The sequence below is a fragment of the Sphingomonas sp. CD22 genome (genome assembly GCF_034556155.1).
Lineage (GTDB): Bacteria > Pseudomonadota > Alphaproteobacteria > Sphingomonadales > Sphingomonadaceae > Sphingomonas.
Genome location: NZ_JAYDYX010000012.1, coordinates 23183 through 47660, shown reverse-complemented (window position 1 = coordinate 47660; position 24478 = coordinate 23183). Strand labels below are relative to the sequence as shown.

Below are 24478 nucleotides of genomic sequence, written 5' to 3'. Positions count from 1 at the left end.
GGTAGAAAACTGCGCCGGTCGTCGCCGCCTGCAAATTTTTAACTACGGCGATGGCCGACAGCTCTGCGGGCGGGGTGCGGCTAAATCCTTATCGTACCCAGATTAATCCGCCGACCGCCGACGTCACGGCCTTCCGTCCGCCATGGAAAGATCGAGCTTTTACAAAGGGTTATCCGGGCAAACGATCCACAGCTGCTTTGGGTCCATTTTTAACTCATCTTCACGAATTGGGTCATATATGGACATAACAACGTCAAGTGGAGCCCGCGATGTCCCTCGCCAAGAAAAGCACTATTTCCCTCTCCGGCGAGGCGAGCACTCGTGCCGGCGCCATGAACAGCAGCAGCGTCCGCCTGACCGCCGATGCCGAAAAGCGCCGTGCGCGCACGTTCGCGCGCCAGCAGAAGGGCTCGGAGCGGCTCGCCTCCGCCACCGCCGAACTGTCCAGCGGCATCGCCGAAGCCTCGTCGGCGTCCGAGGAATTGCGCAAGGCCGCCGAGCAGATCAGCGTCGGTGCCGAACAGGCGTCGGCCGCGGCGCAGCAGACGATGAAGTCGATGACGCTCGCCTCCGACCGCCTGCGCGAGATGAAGACGCGCGCCGACGGCTCGGCGACGCTGACCCAGTCTTTGTCCAACCTCGTCGCGACGACGAGCAGCGACGTCGCCAATTCGCTCAGCGCGATCGTCCGCGCCTCCGAGCGTCAGGAGGCGTCGGTGAAGCTGGTCGAGGAACTCGATCGTCAGGCGAGCGCGATCGGCGAGGTGGTCAAGGCGGTCGCCCGCATCGCCGACCAGACCAACCTGCTCGCGCTCAACGCCGCGATCGAGGCGGCGCGCGCCGGCCAGCACGGCAAGGGCTTCGCCGTCGTCGCCGACGAGGTGCGCACGCTTGCCGAGACCAGCGAGAAGTCGGCGCGCGACATCCAGGACCTCATCGTCCAGGTGCAGGACGACGTACGGCAGGTCGCCGAGGGCATCGAGGAATCGGCGACCTCGGCGCGCGAGGAGGCGCAGAAGGGCACGATCGTCACCGCCGGGCTCGATCGCATCCGCGAGGAGATGGCGGACATCCTGAAGGGCTGCACCCTTATCGCCAATGGCGCCGAGGATGCCGTACAGGCCGCCAACGAAGCGCTGAAGGGCGCCGAGGTGATCGCCGCCGCCGCCGAGCAGCAGGCCGCCGCCTGCCAGGAATCGAGCAACACGATCGAACAGCAGACCGGCGCGCTCGAACAGAGCGAGCAGGCCGCGCAGGAACTCGGCCAGCTCTCCGAAGAGCTGAAGAACAGCACCAACATCAGCAAGAGCGCCGAGGAAGTCGCGTCCGCCGCCGAGGAACTGTCGAGCGCGGTCGAAGAGATCAACCGCGCCTCGGTCCAGGTGTCGACCGCGCTGGAGCAGATCAACCGCGGCTCGCAGCAGTCCGCCGCCGCCACCCAGCAGTCGGCGACCGCGATCGAGCAGATTGAGCAGAACGCCAAGGCCGCGGCGCAAGCCGCCGCGTCGGGCGCCGAGAAGGGCGAGGAGATCGCCAAATTGCTCGACGAGAACAAGACGCTGGTTGGTGCGATGATGCAGGGGGTCGCCGCATCGGTCGCCGCCGGCCGCAACAGCCGCGACCAGATCAGCGCGCTGGAACAGGTCAGCCGCCGCATCGACAAGATCATCGATGCGATCACCACCGTGTCGATCCAGACCAACATGCTCGCGGTCAGCGGCTCGGTCGAGGCGGCTCGGGCCGGTGAATTCGGCAAGGGCTTCGCGGTCGTGTCGACCGACATCCGCAACCTCGCCCGCGATTCGGCGGAGAATGCCGAGCGGATCAAGGACACGGTGAAGAGCATCCAGGACACGATCGGCATCGTCCGCACCGATTTGCAGGAAATCGCCGACACCGCCGCGGGCGAGGTCGAGAAGAGCCGGACGATCTCCTCCGGGCTGGAGCGGATCGCCGCGGACGTCAGCGAGGTCGTGCGCGGCAACGGCGAGATCTCCGATGCCGCCGGCGACGTCGCCCGCGCTCTCGGCGAGACGCAGATCGCGATCGAGCAGATCGCCACCGCCGCGCAACAGGCGGTGCGCACCTCGAACGAGGCGAGCAACGCCGCGCGCGAACAGGCGCGCGGTGCCGAACAGCTCGCCGCCGCGATCGAAGAGATCGCCTCGCTGGCCGACGAACTGCAGGCCGCCTGATCCCCGACCGCAACGAAAGGACGGGCGCATGAACGATATGACGACGATCACGGCGGAGGACATCGCCTCCGCCGATCCCCTACCCGCACCCAACGAACGCGCTGGCCTCTGCCAGTTCGTCATCTTCCACAGCGCCGGCGAGATGTTCGCCGTGCCGCTGGAGCAGGTGAAGGAGATCATCCGCGTGCCCGACGTGGTGCGGATGCCGCTCAGCCCGCCGGCGCTGATGGGCCTCGCCAACCTCCGCGGCACGGTGCTGCCGGTCCTCGACCTGCGCAATCTGTTCGGGCTGCCGCCGGTGCTCAGCGACGATGCCAGCCGCGTCGTCGTGCTCGATCACGGCCACCCGGTCGGCCTGATGGTCGATCGCGTCGCCAATGTCGTCACCGTCGAGCGCGAGCGGCTGGAGCCGGTCACGCAGATCCAGGCGACGATCGATACCGAATTGCTGACCGGGATGATCAAGGAGGAGGACGGCCGCGGCATCGTCATGGTGCTCGACGTGTCCAAGTCGATCGGCTGCACCTTCGCGGCGCAGGACGAGGCGCTGCGCTTCGCCGACGTCGCCGGGCCGACCGCGCTCACGCTCGACGACGACGCCGCCGACGGTGCCGCCGACGAGGACCAATTGGTCAGTTTCGAGGTCGACGGCCAGGAATATGCCTTTCCGATCGGCGAGGTGCAGGAGATCGTCCAGCTTCCCGCCGCGATCACCCAGGTGCCCGGCACCCCCGGCCATGTGCTGGGCGTGACGACGCTGCGCAACCGGCTGCTGCCGTTGGTGTCGCTGCGCACGATGTTCGGCATGCCGGTGGAGGCGTTCACCGACGCCAACAAGGTCGTCGTCGTCTCGCTGCCCGGCGAACAGGATGGCGAGCCGCTGTCGGTCGGCGTGGTGATGGACAAGGTGAAGGCGGTGCTGCGCGTCGAGCGTGCGCTGGTCGAGCCGGTGCCTGCCGCGCTCCACTCGCAGCGCGGACACAGCGATATCCGCGCGATCTGCCGCCTCGACGAGGGCCGCCGGCTGGTGTCGGTGCTGTCGGCGGACGCGATGTTCGACGCCGACGAATTGCGCGCGCTGCGCGCCGCGCAGGGCGATGCCGGTGCCGCACGCGACGGCGCCGCCGAAGGAGAGACCACGATGAGCGATGCCGTCACCGAAGATGCGCAATATGTGATCTTCCGCCTGATGGGCGAGGAATATGGCGTGCCGGTGGAGGCGGTGCAGGAGATCGTCCGCGTTCCCGACCAGCTCACCCACGTGCCCGGCACCCCCGATTTCGTCGAGGGCGTCATCAACCTGCGCGGCACCGTGCTGCCGGTGATCGACCAGCGCCGCCGCTTCGACCTCGAAGAGGCGGTGCGGTCCGACCGGCAGCGGATCATGGTGTTCACCATCCACGGCCAGCACGTCGGCTTCATCGTCGACAGCGTCTCCGAAGTCGGTCGCATCCCCGATGCGACGATCTCGGCCGCGCCCGATCTGTCGGGCACCCGCGCCAAGGTGGTGCGCGGCGTCGCCAACCTCACCGCGCAGAACCGCATGATCCAGCTGCTCGATGTCGACTGCCTGATCGAGCCGGCCACCGACGCATTGCTCCCGCCGCACCAGCCGGCGCTCGCCGCTTGAATCTGCCATGACCCGCGTCCTCGTCGTCGATGATTCCGCCCTGATGCGCCGTCACCTCGCGCAGCTCCTCCAACAGCAACCCGGCTTCGAGGTCCGCACCGCACGCAACGGCGTCGAGGCGCTGGAACTCGTCGCGGAATTCGACCCGCAGGTCGTCACGCTCGACGTCAACATGCCAGAGATGGACGGCATCACCTGCCTGTCGCGGATCATGGTCGGCAGCCCCCGCGCGGTCATCATGGTCTCCTCGATCACCGAGGCGGGCGCGGAGACCACGCTGCAGGCGCTCAGCCTCGGCGCGATCGACTTCGTGCAGAAACCGGGCGGGACGATCTCGCTGTCGCTCGACGAGATCGCCGCGCAGCTCGTCGCCAAGGTCCGCATGGCGGCCGGCGCGCGGGTGCGCGGGCGCGCGGGGGTGGTCAAGCCGCCGCCCCCCGCCCCCGCCCCGCCGCCCGAGCGGATGATGAAGGACGGCTCGATCGAGCCGGGCCTGGTCATCCTCGGCGTGTCGACCGGCGGCCCGTCGGTGCTCGAGACGATCCTGCCGGCGCTCCCTGCGACGCTGCCGTGGCCGGTGCTGGTCGCGCAGCATATGCCGAGCAGCTTCACCGGCGTCTTCGCGCGCCGGCTCGACGCTTTGTGCGCGATCCACGTGCAGGAGGTGCGCGCGCCGACGCCGCTGCTCGGCGGCAACGTCTATATCGCGCGCGGCGACGCCGACATGATCGTCGCGCGCCGCGGCGGCGTGCTCACCGCGATGTCGGTGCCGGCGAGCGAACAGCATAATTGGCATCCCAGCGTAACCCGGCTGGTCGACAGTGCCGCCGAGCACGTGCCCGCCGACCGGCTGATCGGCGTCCAGCTCACCGGCATGGGCGACGACGGCGCCGAGGCGATGGCGCGCTGCCACCGCCGCGGCATGCGCACGATCGCGCAGGATGCCGACAGTTGCGCGGTGTTCGGCATGCCCAACGAACTCATCCGGCGCGCGGGGGCCAACCTCGTCCTGGCGAGCGATGCCATCGCCGGACAGATCGCCAATTGGCTCGCCTCGAACCGGCGCGTGCGCGCGTCATAACGAACAGGATACGTATCGTGCCGCTGGTCAAAGCCCCTATCGACACCCCCGCCGAACCATCGTCCGCGGCGGCCTGTACGCTCGCCGATCTGGTCGAACTGCTCGCCTCGCCGAGCGGTGCGGACCGCCGCGCCGCGGTGCGCGGGCTGGAGGCGCAGGCCGACGGCATCGCCCCGCTCTGCGCCCGCTTGGCCGAGGAGAATGCGCCGAGCGTGCGCGAGGCGATCATGGCGGCGCTGATCCGGCGCCGCTCGCCCGAGGTGGTGACCGCGCTGCTGCCGTTGCTGCGCAGCGAAGGCGCGCCGCAGCGCAATGCCGCGCTGGAAGGGCTGGCGGCGATGCCCGACGAGGTCGCGCCGCACGTCGAACAGCTGCTGCGCGATCCCGACGACGACGTGCGCATCTTCACCGCGAACCTGCTCAGCGTGCTCCCGCATCCGCGCGCCGCCGCGTGGCTGATCGCGGCTCTGGACGACGCGCATGTCAACGTCTGCGCCGCGGCGATCGACGGGCTGGCGGAGATCGGCGACGAAACCGCCTTGCCCGCGCTGCTCGCCTTGCCCGACCGTTTTCCCGGCGAAGGCTTCATCGCCTTCGCAGTGCAGGTCGCCGCGCAGAGGATCAACCGGTGCTGAGCGCAGCCAGACACGCCGACGCCGCGCCACCCCCGGGCGCGCCCAGCATCACGCCCCAGGATTACGCCAAGTTCTGCGAGTTCTTCTACCGCAAGACCGGCATGATGTTCAGCGACACCAAGGCCTATTTCGTCGAACGCCGTCTGCAGGACGGTATCCTGGCGACGCGCAAGACGACGTTCCGCGAATATTTCACGATGGTGCGCTTCGAAACGGCGGGCGTCGAGATGCAGCATCTCGTCAACGCGATGACGGTCAACGAGACCTATTTCTATCGCGAGGATTATCAGTTCGACGCGCTGGTCCAGCACGTCCTGCCCGAGATCGCCAGGCACCGTGCACCGGGCCAGCCGATCCGCATCTGGTCGCTGCCCTGTTCGACCGGCGAGGAACCCTATTCGATCGCGATGCAGATCCTGGAGAATTGGCCGCAGGCCGATGCCTATGACATCCAGATCCTCGCCTCCGACATCGACAGCCGCGTCATCGCCGATGCCAAGGCCGGCATCTACAGCGACCGCGCGCTCCACCGCCTGTCGGCGCAGCTCAAGGGCAAATATTTCACGCAGCACGCCGAGGGCTTCCGCATCTGCGACGCGCTGCGCCAGTCGATCGACTTCACGGTCGTCAACGTGTCGGACGCGATGGCGATGCGCCGGTTCCGCGACATCGACGTGATCTTCTGCCGCAACATGCTGATCTACTTCGACGATGTGTCGCGGCGCGAGGCGGTCGAGACGCTCTACGACAGCATGCGGCCCGGCGGCGTCATCTGCCTCGGCCATTCGGAGAGCATGAGCCGCATCCAGTCGATGCTGGAACGGATGGGGGTCAACATCCGCGGCGACACGATGCGCACGCAGAACGTCGCCGCCGTGTCGGTGACCGCCACCTTGCCCGCCTTCGCGCGGGCCGGCAGCGCGATCGACGTGCAGATCGCTGCGATGGGCGACGCGACCAGTCTGCAGGGCGGCTTGCTGCTCGTCACCTCGCTGCGCGGGCTCGACGGGGAAATCTATGCGGTCGCGCAGGGGCCGCTGTCGGTGTCCGGTTTCCGTGCGCAGGGCGCCGCCGCGTCGATCAGCCGCGGCGTGACCACCGCGGCGCGGATCTCGGGCGGGGCGATCGTCGAACGCGAAGTGCCCTATACGCTGCGCACCGCGACGACGCTGAAGCTCGCGCTCAAGAACCCAGATTTCACCACCGCCTTCCGCATCGCCGAGGTGATCAACCGCCGCTTCGACCGCGTCGCGCACGTGCTCGACCCCGGCACGATCGAAGTCGCGCCGCCGGCGGGCTCGACCGATCACGTCATCGATCTGATTGCCGGAATCGAGGAACTGCCGGTCGAGGTCGATTTGCCCGCGCGCGTCGTGATCAACGAATCGTCGGGAACGGTGGTGATGGGTGCGGACGTGCGGATCAGCCCTGTCGCGATCGCGCAGGGCGGGCTGACGATCAGCATCGCCGAGACGCCGATCGCGTCGCAACCCGGCCCCTTCTCCAACGGCACCACCGAAGTGCTGCCGCGCACCCAGATCGGGGTGAGCGACGGCAACGGCCGCGGGCTCGGCATCCTGCACAATGCGACGTCCCTGGTATCGCTCGTCGCCGGGTTGAACGCCTTCGGGGTCACGCCCCGCGATCTGATCACCGTGCTCCAGGCGCTGCGCACCGCCGGCGCGCTCCAGGCGGAAATCGAGGTACAATGATGGACAGCAGCCTTTCCGCCCCTCTGCCTGCCGCGACGCCGGCGCCGCAGCCGACGCGCAAGGCCAACGATCCCGCCGCGACCGCGCAATCGTTCGAGGCGGTGTTCGTCGGCCAGATGGTGCGGATCATGATGGACACCGCGCCATCGGACGGCCCGTTCAGCGGCGGCCATGGCGAGGAGATGTTCCGCGGCGTGCTCGCCGAGAAGATGGGCGATGCCATCGCGCGGCGCGGCGGCTTCGGCATCGCGCCGGCGGTGCTCAACCAGATCATCAAATTGCAGGAGGGCGGCGCGTGATCGAACGACTGACGGACGTGCTTGAATCGCTGCTGATGCTGATGGAGGAGGAGACGCGGCACCTGCAGGAGAGTCCATTCGGCGCGGGGTTGCCCGAATTGGCGGCGACCAAGGTGCGGCTCGTCGGGCAGCTCGAACAGATGACCGCCGCCTACGGGCGCAGCACGGTCGACTGGAACCGCTCGCTCGACGAGGCGCAGCGCGCAAGGCTCGAAGAGCTGCTCGCGCGGCTGGAGCCGATCTCCGCCGCCAATGCCGCCGCGCTGGAGCGGCAGATCGACCTGTCGGTGGAGATGATCGGTGCGATCACCAGCGAGGCGAAGCGGCTCGCGGGGCGCGCCACCTCGACCTATGGCGCACAGGGCAATCTGTCGCGCTTCGATCCGACGATGCCGATCGCGGTCAATTCGAGCTATTGACCCCCATTGATGCCCGCCCCGCGTAACCCGTGCCGGACCGCGGCAGCGTCAGTCGAGCAGCACCGCGACGATGGTGCCGACGTCGGCGGCGTCGAGCGTGTCGAGGTCGATCTCGCGATCGGGATTGACGCTATAGCCGATCATCCGGCCCTGGCGATCGAAGGTGACGACGAGCAGGCGCAACCCGCCCGCCTCGCGCACGACGGCAAGGCCGCCCGAGGACGGAAAACGATCCGGATCGACTACCACGATTGCATGCGCAGGCAGCGCCGGCCCCAGCGTCGCACGACAGACGCGCAGGCCGTAGCTGTTGGGCTGGGCATGGCGCGGCGCCTCGACGGTACGGCCGATCGGCACGCGATCGACCAGCCCGTCGGCGAGCGGCGCGCCGAACACCGGCACCAGCCGGACGGTCGCGGTCTCGGACTGTTCGATCGCGGCCAGGACGGCGGCATCCACCCCGTTCGGCGGCGTCGCGCCGGGCGTGACGCGCGGCGGTTGCGCCGCCTTGGCGCGGATCGCCGTCGGCTGGGTGGGATCGTGCAATTCCTCGCGCAGCAGCGCGACGCGCGCGCGCGTCTTCTCGATCCGTGCCGCGCTGCTCGCCGCGGCGGGGAGATGCGCGCGCAAAATGCCATCGGCATCCGCCCGGGCGACGTAATCGCGCAGGGCTTGCGCATCCGCGACGCCGAGCAATCGGCAGACCGCACCCACGGTCTGCGCATTCCAGCGGCCGAGCGGCTTGTAGCCGTTCTCCAGCCGCGACAGGATCACCGGCGCGATGCCGAAGCGGCGTTCGACGTTGACGATCGACAGCGACCGGTCGGCATCGCGCCGCGCGCGGATCGCCGCGGCGAGCAGCACCGCAAAGCGATCCTCGGCGATCTCCTCGTCGGTCAGGTCCTGCAATTCGGTCGCCCATGCGGCGATGTCGAAGGCGGGATCGTCGATGTCGAGCAGCAGATCCTCGGGCGCGACCCGCATCGCCATCGCGATGCTGCGCAATTCGCTCGCCTTGGCGACCACCTCGCCGCGTTCGATCTTGGAGAGGCGGACATAGGGGATGTCGGGCAATACAGCCGACAATCCGAGCAGCCTGGCGAAGCCCTGTTGCTTGCGTAATTCGCGCACGGCATTGGGGAAGACGATCGAGCGATAGCGGTCGATATCCGGGCCATCGGCGCTAACCCCTTGTTCGGTCGCCCCTTCTTGCTCTCGGACACTGTCTGCGTGGCTCATCGGCGCAGCTTGTGCCCGAATGTGCGCGGTCTGTCGATCAGCGCTCGTGGCCATTCCGGTGCGATTCCCGCGTGATCGGGCCCGTCGAACCGCGGTGCCGGCTCATCAACCCGTCGTTCAGCCGGCCGCGCCTAGCGCCACGATGCTGCCGGGAACGAGGATGCGCGCGATCATGCCGACGATGCCGAAGCACGCCGCGATGCAGACCGCCGCGGCGGACCGCGACCGGCGGATCGACCACAGCCTGTCGGCGCTGCTCGTCCTGCAAGGCGTCACCTTGTTCGTGGTCGTGCCACTGGCACAGGGCTGGACGTCCGGCCGCAGCCTGCTCGACGCCTGCCACCTCGCCTTCGCCTTCATCTGCGTCACCGTCTTCACCCGGAACCGGCTGTGGCGGGTGCTGCTGATCGTGTCGATCGCGCTGCTGACGGCGTGGCCGGCATTCGGCCGCGTCGTCTCCGCCTCGCTCCAGCTCGACGCCACCGAGCAGCATGAGGCGATCGCGCTGGTCGCCTTCCTGTTCAACGTGGCGGTGACCGCGGTGGTCGCGCCGCACGTCTTCGCCGCCGGGCGGGTGACCGCGCATCGCATCCGCGGCGCGGTGCTGCTCTACCTCAACGTCTCCGCCCTGTTCGCTATCGCCTATGGCGCGATCCAGATGCATGCACCGGGCGCGTTCGGTGGCAGCGGGTTCGATCCGCACACGGCGACCAGCGCGAATGCCGCCTTCACCTATTTCAGCCTGGCGACGATCACCACCACCGGCTTCGGCGACATCGTCCCGGTGGCACCGCTGGCGCGCAGCCTCGCCAATCTGGAATCGGTGATCGGCCAGCTCTTCCCGGCGACTTTGCTCGCGCGGCTGGTCGCCCTGCATCTCGCGCATGAGGAGCGCGGCTAGACCGACGCGACCGCCGCCTCCACCGCAATCAGCGCGGCACGCCGCTGCTCGTCGAGCGCGTCGATCGTCGTCGCGGCGAGATCGAAATGCAGCTCGTGCATCTCCATGCCGGAACGATAGCCCTCCGGCCAAACCGCGGTCGACGCGAAGCCGCAGCGGCGGAAGAACGGCGCGACCAACGGCGAGGTATCGACGGTGACATAGCGGGTCGGCGGCTCGGCATGACGCGCGACATGCACCAGCCGCTCGAACAGCAGCAGCCGGCCGAGCCCGCAGCGATGGAAGCGCCGCGCCGCCATGCCCCAATAGAGCAGCGCCTTGTTGTAATGGTCCCAGATCTCATACCCGCCGAACGCCGCCGGGACGCCATCGACGGTGACGACGAACGCCGGGCCGTCGGGCTCGTCGAGCGTCTCCTCCAGCCAGCCGCGATCGCCGGCACCGAAATATTCGGGCAGGTTGGAATCGAAGATCGCCAGCACCGCCGCGCGATCCGCGGTGTCATAGGGGCGGACCGCGACCCGGCTCATGCCGCCGCCTGCCACAACGCGACCGTCTCGATCGCCTCGGCATCGTCGCGCGTCCAGCAGCGCGACACACCCTCGTAGCGGGCGGTGGCGTGCACGGGGTCGATCACCTCGGTCTCGATCGTCTCCGGGGCGATGCGGCGCGGCTCGCCGACCAGCTTGGCGTGTGCTTCCTTGATCGTCCAGCGCCGCAGCCAGGCACGCGGCTGAACGAGCGGATCGAGCCGGCGTACCGTGCGCCCTTCGCGATCGGTCAGCATATCCCACAGCGGCGGCGCGTCATCGACCAATTCACGATCGACCGCGATCGGGCGGGTGGCGGCACCGATCAGGCAATGCGCGCCGCGATGCGACAGGCCGATGTACCAGCCCGGCGGCCCCGCGACTCGCGGCGCCCCCGCGGCGGTGCGCGCCAGCCGCACCTCCTCGACGCGCCGCCGTGCGAGCCGCGCGACCAGGGCCTGCGCGAGGTCCCGCCGTGCCGCCGCATCGTCCGCGGCGGCGCGCCATACCACCGGCGCCTCCCCGTTCCAGTCCAGCGCCGCCAGCGGCCCGTCGTGCCATTGCGGCGTCATGCGCCGGTCGCGATCCGGGCGGGGCTGCCCTCCCAATTGGTGCCGTCGGGCAACGTCTCGCCCTTCATCACCACGGAGAGGTCGCCGAGCTGCGCGTCGGCGCCGATCTCCGCATCGTACAACACGATCGCCAGCGAACCGATCGTCGCGCGATCGCCGACGCGGATCGGGCCGACCTTCATCACCCGGTCCTCGAACAGATGCGTCTGGAGCCCCGCAAAGTCGTTGAGCGCGACGTCGTCGCCGATCGTCACCAGATCGTGCTCGGTGAGATCGGTGGTGTCGATATAGCAGCGCCTGCCGATCTTCGCCCCCATCAGCCGCAGATAGACCGCGATCCACGGCGTCCCGCGCAGCGGTTCGAGCAGATTGGCGACCGCGAGATTCTCGTAGGTCGCGGTGACCAATTCGCTGCGCCAGACGAAGGTGCTCCACAGCGGCGCGGTCGTCGCCTTGTAGCGGCCGGCGACCAGCCATTTGAGCGCCAGCACGAAGCCGCCGCAGGCAAGACAGAAGCCGACGTAGAGGAACGGAAAGGCCAGGCCGATCACCAGCCCACCGCGTTCGAGATCGTCGAGGTCGCCGACCACCGACAGCAACAGGCTGAAGAAGACGAGGAAGGCGGTGAGCGACAGCGTGGTGCGCACCGCCTCGATCGACAGGCGCGTCGCGATCAGCCCGCGCGACGGATTGAAGCGCGCGCCCTCGTCGAACATCGTCGCGACCTGCCGCACCGGCAGCTTGAACGCGGGCGAGCCGAACCAGGTGCTGCCGCTCTCCATTGCCAGCGCCGGATCCTCGGGCGGCTTGGAGAGCACGCCGATCAGCACCTCGTCGCCGATCTGCGCGCCGCTTGGCAGCAACGCCGAATTGCCGATGAAGCTGCGCCGGCCGATGCGGGTGTGGGCAAGTTCGATCGTGCCGTGGCCGATCCGCGCCGCGCCGAAGATGACCGAATCGGCGATGAAGCTCTCCGCGCCGATCTCGACGAGGTCGGGGACGATCGCGCTGGCGGTGGAGATCTCCGCCCGTCGCCCGACCTTGACGCCCAATGCGCGATACCAGGGGATGACGTAGAGCGTCGCGAAGATCGGATGCAGCAGCCGCAACGCCAGATCGTTGATCTGCTTGACCAGCCAGTAACGCACGTAGAACCAGCTATCGAGCGCATAGGTGGCGGGCGCGACCTTGCCGAGGATCAGCCGCTTGGCCGCGACGGTCAGCACGCACATCATCACGACATAGGTGGTCGCGAGGAACGGCGAGACGAGCACATAGGCATAACCGGTGGTCGCCCAGTCCAGCTCGATCAGCGCGATCAGGCCCGGCGCGATCGGCAGGATGGCGATGATCGGCAGCATGAACGCGCCGAGCAGCAGCCCGAGCAGCGGCCCGAGCGGCTCGCGGCCGTGACGCTGCGGCCGCGCCGGGGCGTCGGCGGCGAAGGCCGCGGGCGATCCGGTCCAGCGCTGTCGCGCGGGGATCGCCGCATCGGTCGGCAAGGCCGACATATCGTCGAGCACCGCATCCTCGCCGAGCGTCGCGTTGCGCCCGACCACCGCCTGCGACCCGACGAACGATCCCGGCGCCAGCGTCACCGTGCCGAGGCGCAGCAGCCCGCGCTCGACCGAGCTGGTGGCGAGCACCGCCTGGTCGCTGATGATCGCATCGTCGCCGACGTCGAGCAGATCGGCGGTATCGATGATCCCGGTGCCGATATGCACGCGCGCGCCGATCCTGGCGCCGAGCAGCCGGTAATAGCCGCGGATCATCGGCGTGCCCGCCAGATAGGGCGTCGCGGTGACGCCGATGATCCGCCGGATCAGCCACCAGCGGAAATAATAGAAACCCCACAACGGATAATCGCCCGCCTTGAAGCGGCCGACGATCAGCCATTTGAGCGCGATCGACAGGAACATCGACGCGACCGGCACGATCGTGAAGAACAAGGCGCTGAGCACGAGCGCGCTGATCCGGTCGACCCGCCCGGCGAGATGCGTATAGGCGATATAGGGCGAGAACCATTGCAGCCCGGCGAGCGTGTAGATCGGCAGCAGCGCCACCGTCTGCGCCGCGACGCACAGCCGCCGCTTCCACGCCGCGATATGGTGGAAGCTGTCCGCCTGCTGCACCGAAACCGCCGCGCTGCCGCCGACGCGCAGCGCCAGCGCGCGGATCGTCGGCGCGGCATAGACGTCCTCGAGCGACAGGCCCTGCAACCCCGGTACCTTGCGCGCGGCGGACACCAGCCGTGCGGCTTTCAGCGAATGGCCGCCGAGGTCTTCGAACAGATCGTCGAGCACGGAGACGGGCTGCGGCGCGAACGCCTCTGCCCAGACGCGGTGCAACGTCTCCTCCATCGGCGTCGCGGGCGCGACGATCGCGCGATCGGTGGTGACGGTGATCGCCGGCTTGACCAGCGCCTTGCGGTCGACCTTGCCCGAGGCGGGCAAGGTCGGCAGCGCGGCGAGCGTCTGATAGGCCGCGGGGCGCATGTAATTGGGCAGCCGTTCGGCGACGAGAATGCGCAGGCCGGCAAGATCGATCGTCTCGTTCGCCCGCGCAACGAGGAAGGCGGCGAGGAATTCGGAGCCGTCGTCGTCGTTGAACAATTGCACGACGACCTGCGCGACGCCGGGCCATTCGCCGATCACCGCCTCGATCTCGGCGAGTTCGACGCGGAAGCCGCGGATCTTCACCTGCGTGTCGATGCGCCCGACGAAATCGATGTCGCCCGCTGCGTCGAGCCGGACGAGATCGCCCGAACGGTAGATTCGCTCGGGACCGCCCGACACCGTGTCGAACGGCGTCATCGTGAACTTCTCGGCGGTGAGGTCGGGCCGGTTGACGTAGCCGACGCCGACGCCGGGGCCACCGATGACCAATTCGCCCTCCTGCCCCGCCGGCACCGGCTGCAACGCCTCATCGACGATCCACGCGGTATAGCCGGGCAGCGGCTTGCCGATCGTGATGCGCTGGCCGGGCTGCACCTCGGTCCAGGTCGCGGTGACCGAGGTTTCGGTCGGACCGTAGGTATTGAGCAGCCGCAGCCCCGGCCGGGCGAGCCGCCGCGGCAGATCGGGCGGACAGGCCTCGCCGCCCATGTTGATGAGCCGCAGCGTCGGCACCGGATGCTCGACCAGAGCGATCAGCGACGGCACGACATGCCAGATCGTCGCCCCCGCCGCGGCCAGCGCGATCGCGACGTCGGGGCCGCTCGTCGCCAGCGCCTCGGTCGCGACGAGCAGCCGCGCGCCGACGAAGAAGGCGCTCCACATCGTCTCGACCGACATGTCGAAGGCGAGGCTGAACCCGCCGAACACCACATCGGCGGGGTCGAGCGCCAGGATCGCGCTTTCCGAGCGGACGAGGTGGCAGGCGTTGGCATGGGTGATCATCACCCCCTTGGGCCGGCCGGTCGTGCCCGAGGTATAGATGATATAGGCGAGGTCGTCGGGCGCGCTGCCGGTCTGGTCGCGGCCGAGCGGGACGATCGGCTCGGCGGCGAGGTCGCCGAGCTCGGCGTCGATCGCCAGCGTCGCGCCGGTGATCGTCTCGGCACGGCCGGTGACGGTGAGCGTCAGCGCGGCGCCGCTGTCTTCGATGATGTAGTCGATCCGGTCCTGCGGATAACCCCAGTCGACCGGCACGTAGGCGGCGCCGGCCCGCAGCACGCCGAGGATCGCCATATATTGGTCGAGCCCGCGCGGCAGGCATAGTACCACCCGATCGCCGCGGCCGATGCCCATCGCGCGCAGCCGCTGCGCCAGCGCGAGGCTGCGCCGCGCCAGCATGTCATAGCTCCAGCTGGTGCTGCGGCCATATTCCTCGCTGGCGCCGATCAGCTCCAGCGCGACCACGCCGCCGCTGCGCCGGCAGGTCGCGTCGAACAGCTCGTGCAGCAATTCGTCGCGTGCATAGGGTTCTTCGGGGCGCAGCGCCGGCGCGGGTGCGATCGACGCCTGGATGGTGTGATCCGCCGGCGCGAGGTCGAGAGTCGTCATAGAATCTGCGTGCATCCCAACGTCTCAATCCTTCGTTACGATCGTATCGGGGTCAGAACCAGGCGGCGATGCTGAGCGCGACGCCGACCGCCGCGAACAGTCCCGCCCCGCCGAGCAGCCAGCGCCGCCGGGTCAATGCGCTGATCGACGCGAGCGCGATGCCGACCTGGAGGAAGGTCATCGCGATCGCCAGCTTGGTATGCGGGCGCAGCGCACGCCGGGATTCGGCATCCGCCTCTTCCGACCGACGGTCATACGCTTCCGCCGCCGCGCGCAGTGCCTTGCCGCGTTTGGCGTAACGGGCGGCGTCGGCGGCATAATCGTGCGTCGCAGTCGGCACCAAGGCGGCAATCTCGGCGAGGTGACGCTTGAGATCCTCCGCCTGATAATAAGCCCAATTATCGGACGCCCGCGCCTTCATCAGCACCGCCTCGTTCTTGTAATAGAGCGCGTCATTCTGTTCGTGCCCGCCGAGGAAGCTGATGATCGCGCCGAGCGTCGCGAGGATCGCCGAGAATAGCGCGATCTTCTGGCCGAGCGGTTCGTGATGCGCGCGCTCCTCGACCGCGTCCTCGTGCGCGCCGCGCGTTTCCCATTCCTCCTCGCTCATGCCCGGTCCGCCGTCTGCGCCGCAGTCGCGGCGGCCTCGTCGATATGCTCGCGCACGGCCCGTCCCGACAGGAAGACCTCGGTGGCGAAACAGGCGAGCGCGGCGATCGCGGCGACCAGCGCCGCCCCGAACAGGCCGAACAGCAACGTCGCGGTACCCGTCTCGCGCAGCACGCCGAAGAAGATCGTCGCAGCCGCACAACAGGTGAGCCCACCCGCCAGCGCCGCGCTCAGCACCGCCGCATCGAGCACCTTCGAGCGCAGCCGCAGCCGGTCGAGTTCGACCGGTGCGCTCTCCCCCCTCGCCTTCAGCACATGGATGCGATCGAGCACCCGCCCGAGCCGCGTCGCGAAGACGTTGAGCAACGATCCGACCGCGGTCAGCAGGAAAATCGGCGTGAGTGCGAGCTGGATGACATGCGCGGCATCGTTCAACGGCTGCGACATCATCGCGGCATCGTCCCGGCGCGAGCGGGACCATCGCGCCGGTCACCGCGCGACGCGACGCTTACCCTCATCCCGATCCTCCCCGGCCTTGTCATAACGGACATAACGACCCTGATGTCTATTGGTCCCGCAGAGAACGTCGATCGGCAGGCGATTTTCTTGCCGCCGCCGGCTTTGGAACCACCGCGGTTTCTGCCGCATGAACCGTCAGCGTCGCGTCGCCCCGCGGATCAGGTCGCGCGCCTCCTCACCGGCGGCGGCGGTCGTGGCGTCGCCGTGCGCGATATCGTCGGCGAGCAGCATGAGTTGGTGGCCGGTCACCGATCCGCTGTCGGCGACCTCGCCGAGCGCCAGCCCGCCCTCGCGCGCGATCGCCGCATCCCATTCGCCGCGGACGATCGCCCAATAATCCTTCGTCTTCGCCCAATAATCCTCCGCCGCCGCGACGGGGAAGGCGCGCGCGGGGACATAGCTGTTGACGACATATTCGTGGACGAAGGTCGCGGATCGGCCGTCCCTGCTGCCGATCTTGGCATTGTCCTGTTCGTGCACCCAGCCGTTCGGCGTCAGGACATGGCGGTTGGTGCCGAGATAATGGTCGTAGGGCACGCCGCGCGTCGCATCGCGACGCGCGAGCGGCCGGCGCGTCTCGTCGCTGGTCCAGCGGGTCGCGCCGTCGTCGTAGCGCCAGCGGCCGAGACCGCCGTAGCGCGGGCTGTCGTCGGTCTGCCATACCGTCTGCGACCACGCGCCGCGCCGCTCCGCTTCCGCCACGGGACGCAGCGTCCAGCGGCCGGGCGCGACATAGGTCAGCACGCTGCGCGGCTGGTAGGTCCAGTCCTGCCGCCAATGCTTGATCACCATCGTCTTGCCGTAACCGTCCGCGACGACCAGCAGATGCTGGAGGACGATATGATCCGGCGTATCGACGATCGTGCGGACCAGTTCGTGCCCGCCGCTGATCTTGGCGGGATTTGGCGGGATAGGGCGTGTAGCCGGCGACGAGCGGTGTCGTCTCGCGCATGTCGAACGTCACCTTGAAGGTGCCGGCCATCGCCAGGATCGCGGCATGATCGCGCGCCTGGTCGCCATAGTCCGCCTGCACCGCCGCCGCCGCCGGCCGCGCTGCGGCGGTGCCCGCCGACGCCGCGAGCGCGACCAGCATGGCCGCGATATGGATGCCCCGCCGCCCACCGAAACCGATCATTCTCAATCCCCCAATCCGATGGGCGATCGTTAATGCGAATCAATAGCGTCATCAAGATGGGCACGCGGTCGCTTTGCCTGTTCCCGCCGGATCGGGATCGTGCATAGTAAGCCCTATAGACACAGGGGGATCGTCATGACGCTGCGCAACCGGATCGTGCTCACCATCGCGGCGCTCAGCGTCCCGATCGCCGCGGAAGCGCAGGTCGCCGCGCAAAGCCTGCGTCCCGACCAGCAGCGGTTCCGCGCTTTGTACCAGGAGCTGGTCGAGACCGACACGAGCATCACGACAGGCAGCTGCGCCGCGCTCGCCGACAAGGTCGAAACGCGGCTGAAGGCAGCGGGCTATCTGAATAGCGCGATCACCCGCTTCGCCGTGCCGGACCATCCCAAGGAGGGTGGCCTCGTCGTGGTGCTGCCGGGGTCGTCGCGCACCGCCAAGCCGATGCTGCTGCTCGGCCATATCGACGTCGTCGTCGCCAAGGCGGAGGATTGGACGCGCGATCCGTACAAGATGGTCGAGGAGAACGGCTATTTCTACGGCCGCGGCACCTCGGACATGAAGGCGATGGACGCGATCTGGATCGATACGCTGATCCGCTTCAAGCAGGACGGCTATCGCCCCAAGCGTACGATCAAGCTGGCGCTGACCTGCGGCGAGGAGACGAGCTGGGCGTTCAACGGCGCCAAATGGCTGGCGCAGAACAAGCCCGACCTGATCGCGGCGGAATTCGCGCTCAACGAAGGCGGCGGCGGCCGCTCCGACGGCAAGGGCAATCTGGTCATCGCCAACATCCATGTCGGCGAGAAGGCGGCGGTCAATTACCGAATCGAGGCGACCAATCCGGGCGGCCACAGCTCGGCGCCGGTGCGCGACAATGCGATCTACGAGCTGGCCGATGCGATCGGCAAGGTACGCGACTACGAGTTTCCGGTGCAGATGACCGACACCACCCGCGCCTATTTCCGCATCGCCGGCAAGGCGCGCGGCGACGCGATGGGCGCGGCGATGATGCGGGTCGCCGCCGACCCGACCGACAAGGCGGCGCTCGCTGTGGTCGATACCGACAAAAGCTATCATTCGATGCTGCGCACCACCTGCGTCGCGACGCTGCTCGACGGCGGCCACGCCAACAACGCGCTGCCGCAACGCGCCGGCGTTAACGTCAACTGCCGCATCTTCCCCGGCGTGTCGGCGGAGAGCGTCCGCGTCGCGCTGCAGACGGCCGTCGCCGACCCGAAGATGACGGTGAAGCAGGTCGACGATCGCGGCCCCGCCGCGGTGCCGCCGCCGCTGGACGCCAAGATCGTCCAGCCCGCCGAACGGCTGCTCGCGCGTTATTATCCGGGCGTACCGCTCGCACCGATGATGTCGACCGGCGCCACCGACGGCATCTATCTCGGCGCGATCGGCATCCCCTCCTACGGCCCGCCGGGCCTGTATGGCGATCCCGACGGCAATGGCGCGCACGGGCTCAACGAACGCGCGATCGTCAAGGCGGTCTACACCGGGCGCGACTATCTCTACGATCTGGTGAAGGCCTATGCGGGCTGAACCGCGGCGCGACATTGCCTCTTCCATCGTGTGAGGGCGCGGGTAAAGGTCTGGCCGATCACGAGAGTCTGCAGGATCCTACCGCCCCGATGTCGGCCCTAATCGCGATAGACCGCAACCCCGACGCCGCCGGGCTCGACTTCCTGACCGGTGGCGGCGAGTGCGCGGAGCTGATCGCGGCACGCGATTGGTCGGCGACGCCGCTCGGTCCGATCGCGACGTGGCGGCAGAGCCTGCGCACTGCCACCGCCATCCTGCTGCGTTCGCCGGTGCCGATCGTGATGCTGTGGGGCGAGGCCGGCGTCATGCTCTACAACGACGCCTATTCGGCGTTCGCCGGCGGGCGCCATCCCGAATTGCTCGGCTCGGAGGTGCGGCTGGGCTGGCCGGAGGTCGCCGACTTCAACGACAATGTCATGAAGGTCGGGCTCGCCGGCGGCACGCTCCACTATCACGACCAGGAACTGACATTGTACCGGCACGGCCGGCCCGAACAGGTCTGGATGGACCTCGATTATTCGCCGGTGCTCGACGAGAGCGGCACGCCCGGCGGCGTCATCTGCATCCTCGCGGAAACCACCGAGCGCGTCGCAAGCGAGCGGCGCACCGCTTTCCTGCTGGCGCTGGCCGACGCGCTGCGCCCGCTCGACACGCCCGATGCGATCACTCGCCTCGCCGCCGAACGGCTCGGCGAGCGGCTCGACGCCAGCCGCGTCTTCTATGCCGAGATCGCCGGCGGCCGGATGACGGTCGCCTTCGATCATACGCGCGGCGTCGCCTCGATCGTCGGCGAGCATTCGCTCCAGGCCTTCGGGCCCGAACTGCTCGGCGCCTATCGCATCGGAACGCCGGTCGTCGTGCGCGACGTCGGCAGCGACCAGCGGCTGAGCGAGGAGGCACGTACCGGGCTGATCGAGCGGCAGGTCGGTGCGTTCGTCGACGTCATTCTGTTCGAGGGGACGGGCCGGGTCGGGATGCTCGCCGTCCAGTCGGCGACGCCGCGCGTCTGGACGCCCGCCGAGGAAAGCCTGGTCCAGGAGGTCGGCGAGCGGGTCAAGACCGCGGTCGAGCGCGCCCGCGCCGAGGAGGGCCTGCGCCGGCTCAACGAGACGCTCGAGGAGCAGATCGCGCTGCGCTCGGCGGAGCGCGACCGGTTGTGGAACCTGTCGCAGGACATGCTGGCGCGCGCCGATTACGGCGGGATGATGTCGGCGGTCAGCCCGGCCTGGTCGCGGGTGCTCGGCTGGAGCGAGGCGGAGCTGCTCGCGCGCGGCTATGCCAGCTTCATGCATCCCGACGACGAACCGCAAACGCTCGCGGCGATCGGCCGGATGGCCGAGACGCGGCAGCCGACGCGCTTCGAGAACCGCATCGCGACGCGCGAGGGCGGCTGGAAGGACATTGAATGGACCGTCGCGCCCGAGGCGGACGGCGTCAACTTCGTCGCGGTCGGCCGCGATCTCAGCGACAGCAAGGCACGCGAGGCCGATCTGGAGGTCGCGCGTGAGGCGCTGCGGCAGAGCCAGAAGATGGAGGCGATGGGCAGCCTGACCGGCGGCGTCGCGCATGATTTCAACAATCTGCTCACCCCGATCGTCGGGTCGCTCGACATGCTGGTGCGCAAGGGCATCGGCAGCGATCCCGAGCAGCGGCTGATCGGCGGCGCGCTGCAATCGGCGGAACGCGCCAAGACGTTGGTGCAGCGCCTGCTTGCCTTCGCGCGCCGCCAGCCGTTGCAGCCGACCGCGGTCGACGTCACGCGGGTGGTGGGCAGCATGACCGGGCTGATCGGCTCGACGATCGGCCCGATGATCGAGGTCCGCGTCGATCTCGCTGACCTGCCGCCGGCGAGGGCCGATTTGAACCAGCTCGAGATGGCGCTGCTCAATCTCGCGGTGAACGCGCGTGATGCGATGCCGGATGGCGGCGTTCTGACCATTTCCGCGCGCCGGGAGAGCGTGCGCGAGCGCGATGCGCGCGGGCTGGCGCGCGGTCATTACGTGCGGCTCAGCGTCCGCGATACCGGCGTCGGCATGGATGCCGAGACGCAGCGGCGCGCGATCGAGCCGTTCTTCTCGACCAAGGGCGTCGGCAAGGGCACCGGGCTCGGGCTGTCGATGGTCCACGGCCTCGCCGCGCAGCTCGGCGGCGGGCTGACCATCGAGAGCGCGCCGGGTCGCGGCACGACGATGAGCCTGTGGCTGCCGATCAGCGCGATCGCGGTCAGCCGGGAAGATGCCACTGCCGAGCCCCTGCCCGCCATCCAGGGTCTGGGCACCGCGCTGCTGATCGACGACGAGGAACTGGTCCGCCTCAGCACCGCGGACATGCTCGCCGACATGAGCTACACGGTGGTCGAGGCGGCCTCCGCCGAGGAGGCGTTGCAGCTGCTCGACGCCGGCCTGACCCCCGACATCGTCGTCACCGATCACCTGATGCCCGGGATGAGCGGGGCGCAGCTCGCCCGCGCGCTCAAGCACAGCCATCCCGGCCTGCCGGTGCTGATCGTCTCGGGCTATGCCGAAGAGGACGGGATCGATGCCGACATTCCCCGGCTGACCAAGCCGTTCCGCAACGCCGAGCTGGCCGCCAGCATGTCGGCGCTCACCGCCTCCGCGCTCGGCGGCTGATCGACGGCACGCATCGCGGCGGCGTCTGTCTGTCGCCCGATCGCATGGCGCGGGGAACATGGCCGCGCCTCATCCGCTTTGGGGGCACCCCCAGATAGGATGTTCGGCAATGGAAATGCGCAAGCTCGGCTCGCAAGGGCTCGAAGTCTCCGCCCTCGGCCTCGGCTGCATGGGCATGTCCGAATTCTACGCCGGTCGCGACGACGCCGAATCGGCGGCGACGATCCACCGCGCGATCGACCTCGGCCTCACCTTCCTCGACACCGCCGACATGTATGGCGTCGGCCGCAACGAGGAACTGGTCGGCCGCGTCGTGCGCGAACGGCGCGAATGGGTAGTGGTCGCGACCAAGTTCGGCAACGTGCGCGGCGCCGACGGCAGCTTCCGGGGGATCAGCGGGCGCCCCGATTACGTCCGTCAGGCCTGCGACGCGAGCCTGCAACGCACCGGACTCGACGTGATCGACCTCTATTACCAGCACCGTGTCGATCCCGAGGTGCCGATCGAGGAGACGGTCGGCGCGATGGCCGAGCTGGTGAGTGCGGGCAAGGTCAAGTATCTCGGCCTGTCGGAAGCCGCGCCCGAGACGATCCGCCGCGCGCATGTGGTGCATCCGATCACCGCGCTGCAAACCGAATATTCGCTGTGGACGCGCGATCCCGAGGACGCGATCCTGCCGACGGTGCGCGAACTCGGCATCGGCTTCGTGCCCTACAGCCCGCTCGGCCGCGGCTTCCTGACCGGCCAGTTCCGCCGTCCCGAGGATATCCCCGCCGACGATTACCGCCGCGACAATCCGCGCTTCCAGGGCGAGGCCTTCGCCAAGAACCTTTCGCTGGTGCAGGAGATCGAAGCGATGGCGCAGGAGAAGGGCTGCACCTCCGCGCAGCTCGCGCTCGCCTGGGTGCTGGCGCAGGGCGACGATATCGTGCCGATCCCCGGCACCAAGCGGCGCCGCTATCTGGAGGACAATATCGGCGCGCTCGACGTGACGCTGACCGACGACGACCGCGCGCGGATCGATCGCATCCTGCCGCCGGGCGCGGCGACCGGCACGCGCTATGCCGCGCCGCAGATGGCGTCGCTCGGCCGATGAGCGCCGCGGCAGGCGCCTTCGCACCCGGTGCGGTCGCGGTGATCACCGGCGCGGCGGGCGGGATCGGCCTCGCCACCGCCCGGCGCTTCGCCCGCGAGGGGATGCGGCTATGCCTCGTCGACCGCGAACAGGATGCGCTCGACGCGGCGGTGGCGACGATCGCGGGCGATGCGATCGGCATGGCCTGCGACGTGTCCGACCGGCAAGCGGTCGAGGCGTTGGCGGCGGATGTCGCGACGCGGTTCGGGGCGGTGTCGGTCCTGATGAACAATGCCGGCGTCGGCGGCGGCGGCGATGCGCTGTCCAGCCGCGACGGCTGGGACCGGTTGCTCGGCGTCAATCTGTTCGGCGTACTCAACGGCGTGCAGGCGTTCGTGCCGGCGATGATCGCGCACGGCGGACCGGCGGTGGTGATCAACACCGGCTCGAAACAGGGCATCACGCAGCCGCCGGGCGACACCGCCTATAACGTCAGCAAATCGGCGGTGAAGGCGCTCACCGAAGGCCTCGCGCATACGTTGCGCACGCAGACCGGCGACCGTGTCGCCGCGCATCTGCTCGTCCCCGGCTTCACCTGGACCGGCATGACCGCGCGCGGCCGCAGCGAACAGCCGCCGGGCGCCTGGTCGCCCGATCAGGTGGTGGACTTCATGATGACCGGCATCGCCGCCGGCGATTTCTACCTGATCTGCCCGGACAATGAGACGACATCCGAACAGGACCGCCGCCGGATCGCCTGGGCGGCGGGTGACCTGATCGAAAACCGACCGGCGCTGTCGCGCTGGCACCCCGATCACGCCGCGGCCTTCGCCGCATATATGGAGGACGGACGATGAAGGTCGGTTTCATCGGGCTCGGCAGGATGGGCGCTGCCATGGCGCAGAACCTCGTCACCGCCGGACACGAGGTCGCGGTGTGGAACCGCTCGCCCGACAAGGCCGGTCCGCTGGTCGCCGCAGGCGCGATGCTGGCCGCCAGCCCGCGGGATGCGGCGCAGGGCGAGGTGGTGATGTCGATGCTCGCCGACGACGATGCGCTGGCGGCGGTGACCTTCGGTTCCGACGGGATCGCCGGCGGCCCGGCGCTGCACGTCTCGCACAGCACGATCGGCGTCGCGATGGCCGAGCGGCTCGCCGCGGAGGCGGGCGCCGGCGGCTTCGTCTCGGCGCCCGTCTTCGGCCGTCCCGCCGCCGCCGAGGCCGCGCAATTGTTCGTCGTCGCCGCCGGCGCGGCGGCGCATCTCGACCGCTGCGCGCCATTGTTCCAGGCGATCGGCCAGCGCACCTTCCGCGTCGGGGATACGCCGTCCGCCGCCAACCTCGTCAAACTCTCGGGCAACTTCATGATCATGGCCGCGGTCGAGGCGATGGCGGAGGCGATGACGCTGGCCGACAAGGGCGGCGTCGATCGGCGTACCCTGCTCGACGTGCTGACCGGCACGTTGTTCAATGCGCCGATCTACAAGACCTATGGCGACTTCCTGGTCGAGGATCGCTTCCGCCCCGCCGGCTTCACCGCGCCGCTCGGCCTCAAGGACATGGGGCTGGTCGATGCCGCGGCGACCGCGTCGCGCGTGCCGATGCCGCTGCTCGGCATCGTCCGCGACCATCTGCGCAGCGCGATCGCCACCGAGGGCGAGGATATCGACTGGGCCGCCGCCGGGCTGGCGGTGCGCCGCGCCGCCGGCCTGCCCTGACGCCTGACTTCATCCCTTCCTC

The 24478-nt window shown here is 69.0% G+C and carries 21 protein-coding genes and 1 pseudogene; 15 read left to right on the top strand and 7 right to left on the bottom strand.

Translation table 11 applies throughout. The features are described from left to right. The first annotated feature begins 269 nt into the window (after positions 1-269). The 8 genes and pseudogenes from SFC76_RS18190 to SFC76_RS18155 all read left to right on the top strand — a co-directional run bounded on the left by SFC76_RS18190 (position 270) and on the right by SFC76_RS18155 (position 7971). Positions 270-2195, top strand: coding sequence for a methyl-accepting chemotaxis protein (locus SFC76_RS18190; RefSeq protein ID WP_322850821.1), 1926 nt, complete (start codon positions 270-272; stop codon positions 2193-2195). 28 nt (positions 2196-2223) lie between these two features. After that, a complete protein-coding gene (locus tag SFC76_RS18185) occupies positions 2224-3825 on the top strand; it encodes a chemotaxis protein CheW (RefSeq protein WP_322850820.1) in 1602 nt (533 codons plus the stop codon). A gap of 7 nt (positions 3826-3832) precedes the next feature. After that, positions 3833-4906, top strand: coding sequence for a chemotaxis-specific protein-glutamate methyltransferase CheB (cheB, locus tag SFC76_RS18180; protein ID WP_322850819.1), 1074 nt, complete (start codon positions 3833-3835; stop codon positions 4904-4906). Positions 4907-4923: 17 nt separating this feature from the next. Continuing rightward, entirely contained in the window at positions 4924-5541 is a 618-nt protein-coding gene (locus SFC76_RS18175; protein WP_322850818.1) for a HEAT repeat domain-containing protein, read from the top strand. Next, positions 5535-5735: pseudogene (locus SFC76_RS18170) on the top strand (hypothetical protein); the annotation flags it as partial. The gene SFC76_RS18175 and the pseudogene SFC76_RS18170, both read left to right, overlap by 7 nt. 3 nt (positions 5736-5738) lie before the next feature. Then, the gene (gene flgI, locus SFC76_RS18165) at positions 5739-7253 is read left to right on the top strand and encodes a flagellar basal body P-ring protein FlgI (protein WP_322850873.1); all 1515 of its coding nucleotides are present in this window, start codon (positions 5739-5741) and stop codon (positions 7251-7253) included. Then, complete coding sequence (locus SFC76_RS18160) at positions 7250-7552, top strand: rod-binding protein (protein WP_416222444.1); 303 nt, start codon at positions 7250-7252, stop codon at positions 7550-7552. The genes flgI and SFC76_RS18160 overlap by 4 nt, the downstream gene beginning before the upstream one ends. Beyond that, on the top strand, positions 7549-7971 hold the full coding sequence (locus tag SFC76_RS18155) for a flagellar export chaperone FlgN (RefSeq protein ID WP_322850817.1): 423 nt from the start codon (positions 7549-7551) through the stop codon (positions 7969-7971). Before SFC76_RS18160 ends, SFC76_RS18155 begins: the two co-directional genes overlap by 4 nt. A 48-nt stretch (positions 7972-8019) precedes the next feature. On the opposite strand, the gene SFC76_RS18150 is transcribed toward SFC76_RS18155, so the two are convergent. Further along, the gene (locus SFC76_RS18150; RefSeq protein WP_322850816.1) at positions 8020-9210 is read right to left on the bottom strand and encodes an XRE family transcriptional regulator; all 1191 of its coding nucleotides are present in this window, start codon (positions 9208-9210) and stop codon (positions 8020-8022) included. Positions 9211-9382: 172 nt separating this feature from the next. Between SFC76_RS18150 and SFC76_RS18145 the strand changes: the two genes are divergently transcribed. Next, on the top strand, positions 9383-10111 hold the full coding sequence (locus SFC76_RS18145) for a potassium channel family protein (RefSeq protein WP_322850815.1): 729 nt from the start codon (positions 9383-9385) through the stop codon (positions 10109-10111). On the opposite strand, the gene SFC76_RS18140 is transcribed toward SFC76_RS18145, so the two are convergent. The 6 genes from SFC76_RS18140 to SFC76_RS18115 form a co-directional block, all read right to left on the bottom strand. Next, on the bottom strand, positions 10108-10641 hold the full coding sequence (locus SFC76_RS18140) for a GNAT family N-acetyltransferase (RefSeq protein WP_322850814.1): 534 nt from the start codon (positions 10639-10641) through the stop codon (positions 10108-10110). The genes SFC76_RS18145 and SFC76_RS18140 overlap by 4 nt on opposite strands. Then, a complete protein-coding gene (locus tag SFC76_RS18135) occupies positions 10638-11213 on the bottom strand; it encodes a hypothetical protein (protein WP_322850813.1) in 576 nt (191 codons plus the stop codon). Before SFC76_RS18135 ends, SFC76_RS18140 begins: the two co-directional genes overlap by 4 nt. Further along, entirely contained in the window at positions 11210-15217 is a 4008-nt protein-coding gene (locus SFC76_RS18130) for a Pls/PosA family non-ribosomal peptide synthetase (protein WP_322850812.1), read from the bottom strand. The genes SFC76_RS18135 and SFC76_RS18130 overlap by 4 nt, the downstream gene beginning before the upstream one ends. Before the next feature lie 52 nt (positions 15218-15269). Then, a complete protein-coding gene (locus SFC76_RS18125; RefSeq protein WP_322850811.1) occupies positions 15270-15827 on the bottom strand; it encodes a DUF4337 domain-containing protein in 558 nt (185 codons plus the stop codon). Beyond that, positions 15824-16273, bottom strand: a complete 450-nt coding sequence (locus SFC76_RS18120; RefSeq protein WP_322850810.1) for a DUF2721 domain-containing protein — start codon at positions 16271-16273, stop codon at positions 15824-15826. Before SFC76_RS18120 ends, SFC76_RS18125 begins: the two co-directional genes overlap by 4 nt. A gap of 207 nt (positions 16274-16480) precedes the next feature. Further along, a complete protein-coding gene (locus tag SFC76_RS18115; RefSeq protein ID WP_322850871.1) occupies positions 16481-17185 on the bottom strand; it encodes a DUF6607 family protein in 705 nt (234 codons plus the stop codon). 157 nt (positions 17186-17342) lie between these two features. On the opposite strand from SFC76_RS18115, the gene SFC76_RS18110 reads away from it, so the two are divergent. The 6 genes from SFC76_RS18110 to SFC76_RS18085 all read left to right on the top strand — a co-directional run bounded on the left by SFC76_RS18110 (position 17343) and on the right by SFC76_RS18085 (position 24456). Beyond that, the gene (locus SFC76_RS18110; protein WP_322850809.1) at positions 17343-17513 is read left to right on the top strand and encodes a hypothetical protein; all 171 of its coding nucleotides are present in this window, start codon (positions 17343-17345) and stop codon (positions 17511-17513) included. 102 nt (positions 17514-17615) lie between these two features. After that, positions 17616-19034 carry a M20/M25/M40 family metallo-hydrolase gene (locus tag SFC76_RS18105; RefSeq protein ID WP_322850808.1) on the top strand — a complete coding sequence of 473 codons (1419 nt, stop codon included), beginning with the start codon at positions 17616-17618 and terminating at the stop codon, positions 19032-19034. 89 nt (positions 19035-19123) lie between these two features. After that, entirely contained in the window at positions 19124-21664 is a 2541-nt protein-coding gene (locus SFC76_RS18100; protein WP_322850807.1) for an ATP-binding protein, read from the top strand. A 109-nt stretch (positions 21665-21773) separates the two neighbouring features. Beyond that, positions 21774-22760, top strand: a complete 987-nt coding sequence (locus SFC76_RS18095) for an aldo/keto reductase (protein ID WP_322850806.1) — start codon at positions 21774-21776, stop codon at positions 22758-22760. Beyond that, positions 22757-23596, top strand: coding sequence for an SDR family NAD(P)-dependent oxidoreductase (locus SFC76_RS18090; protein WP_322850805.1), 840 nt, complete (start codon positions 22757-22759; stop codon positions 23594-23596). The genes SFC76_RS18095 and SFC76_RS18090 overlap by 4 nt, the downstream gene beginning before the upstream one ends. Then, a complete protein-coding gene (locus SFC76_RS18085) occupies positions 23593-24456 on the top strand; it encodes an NAD(P)-dependent oxidoreductase (protein WP_322850804.1) in 864 nt (287 codons plus the stop codon). Before SFC76_RS18090 ends, SFC76_RS18085 begins: the two co-directional genes overlap by 4 nt. Positions 24457-24478: the final 22 nt, after the last annotated feature.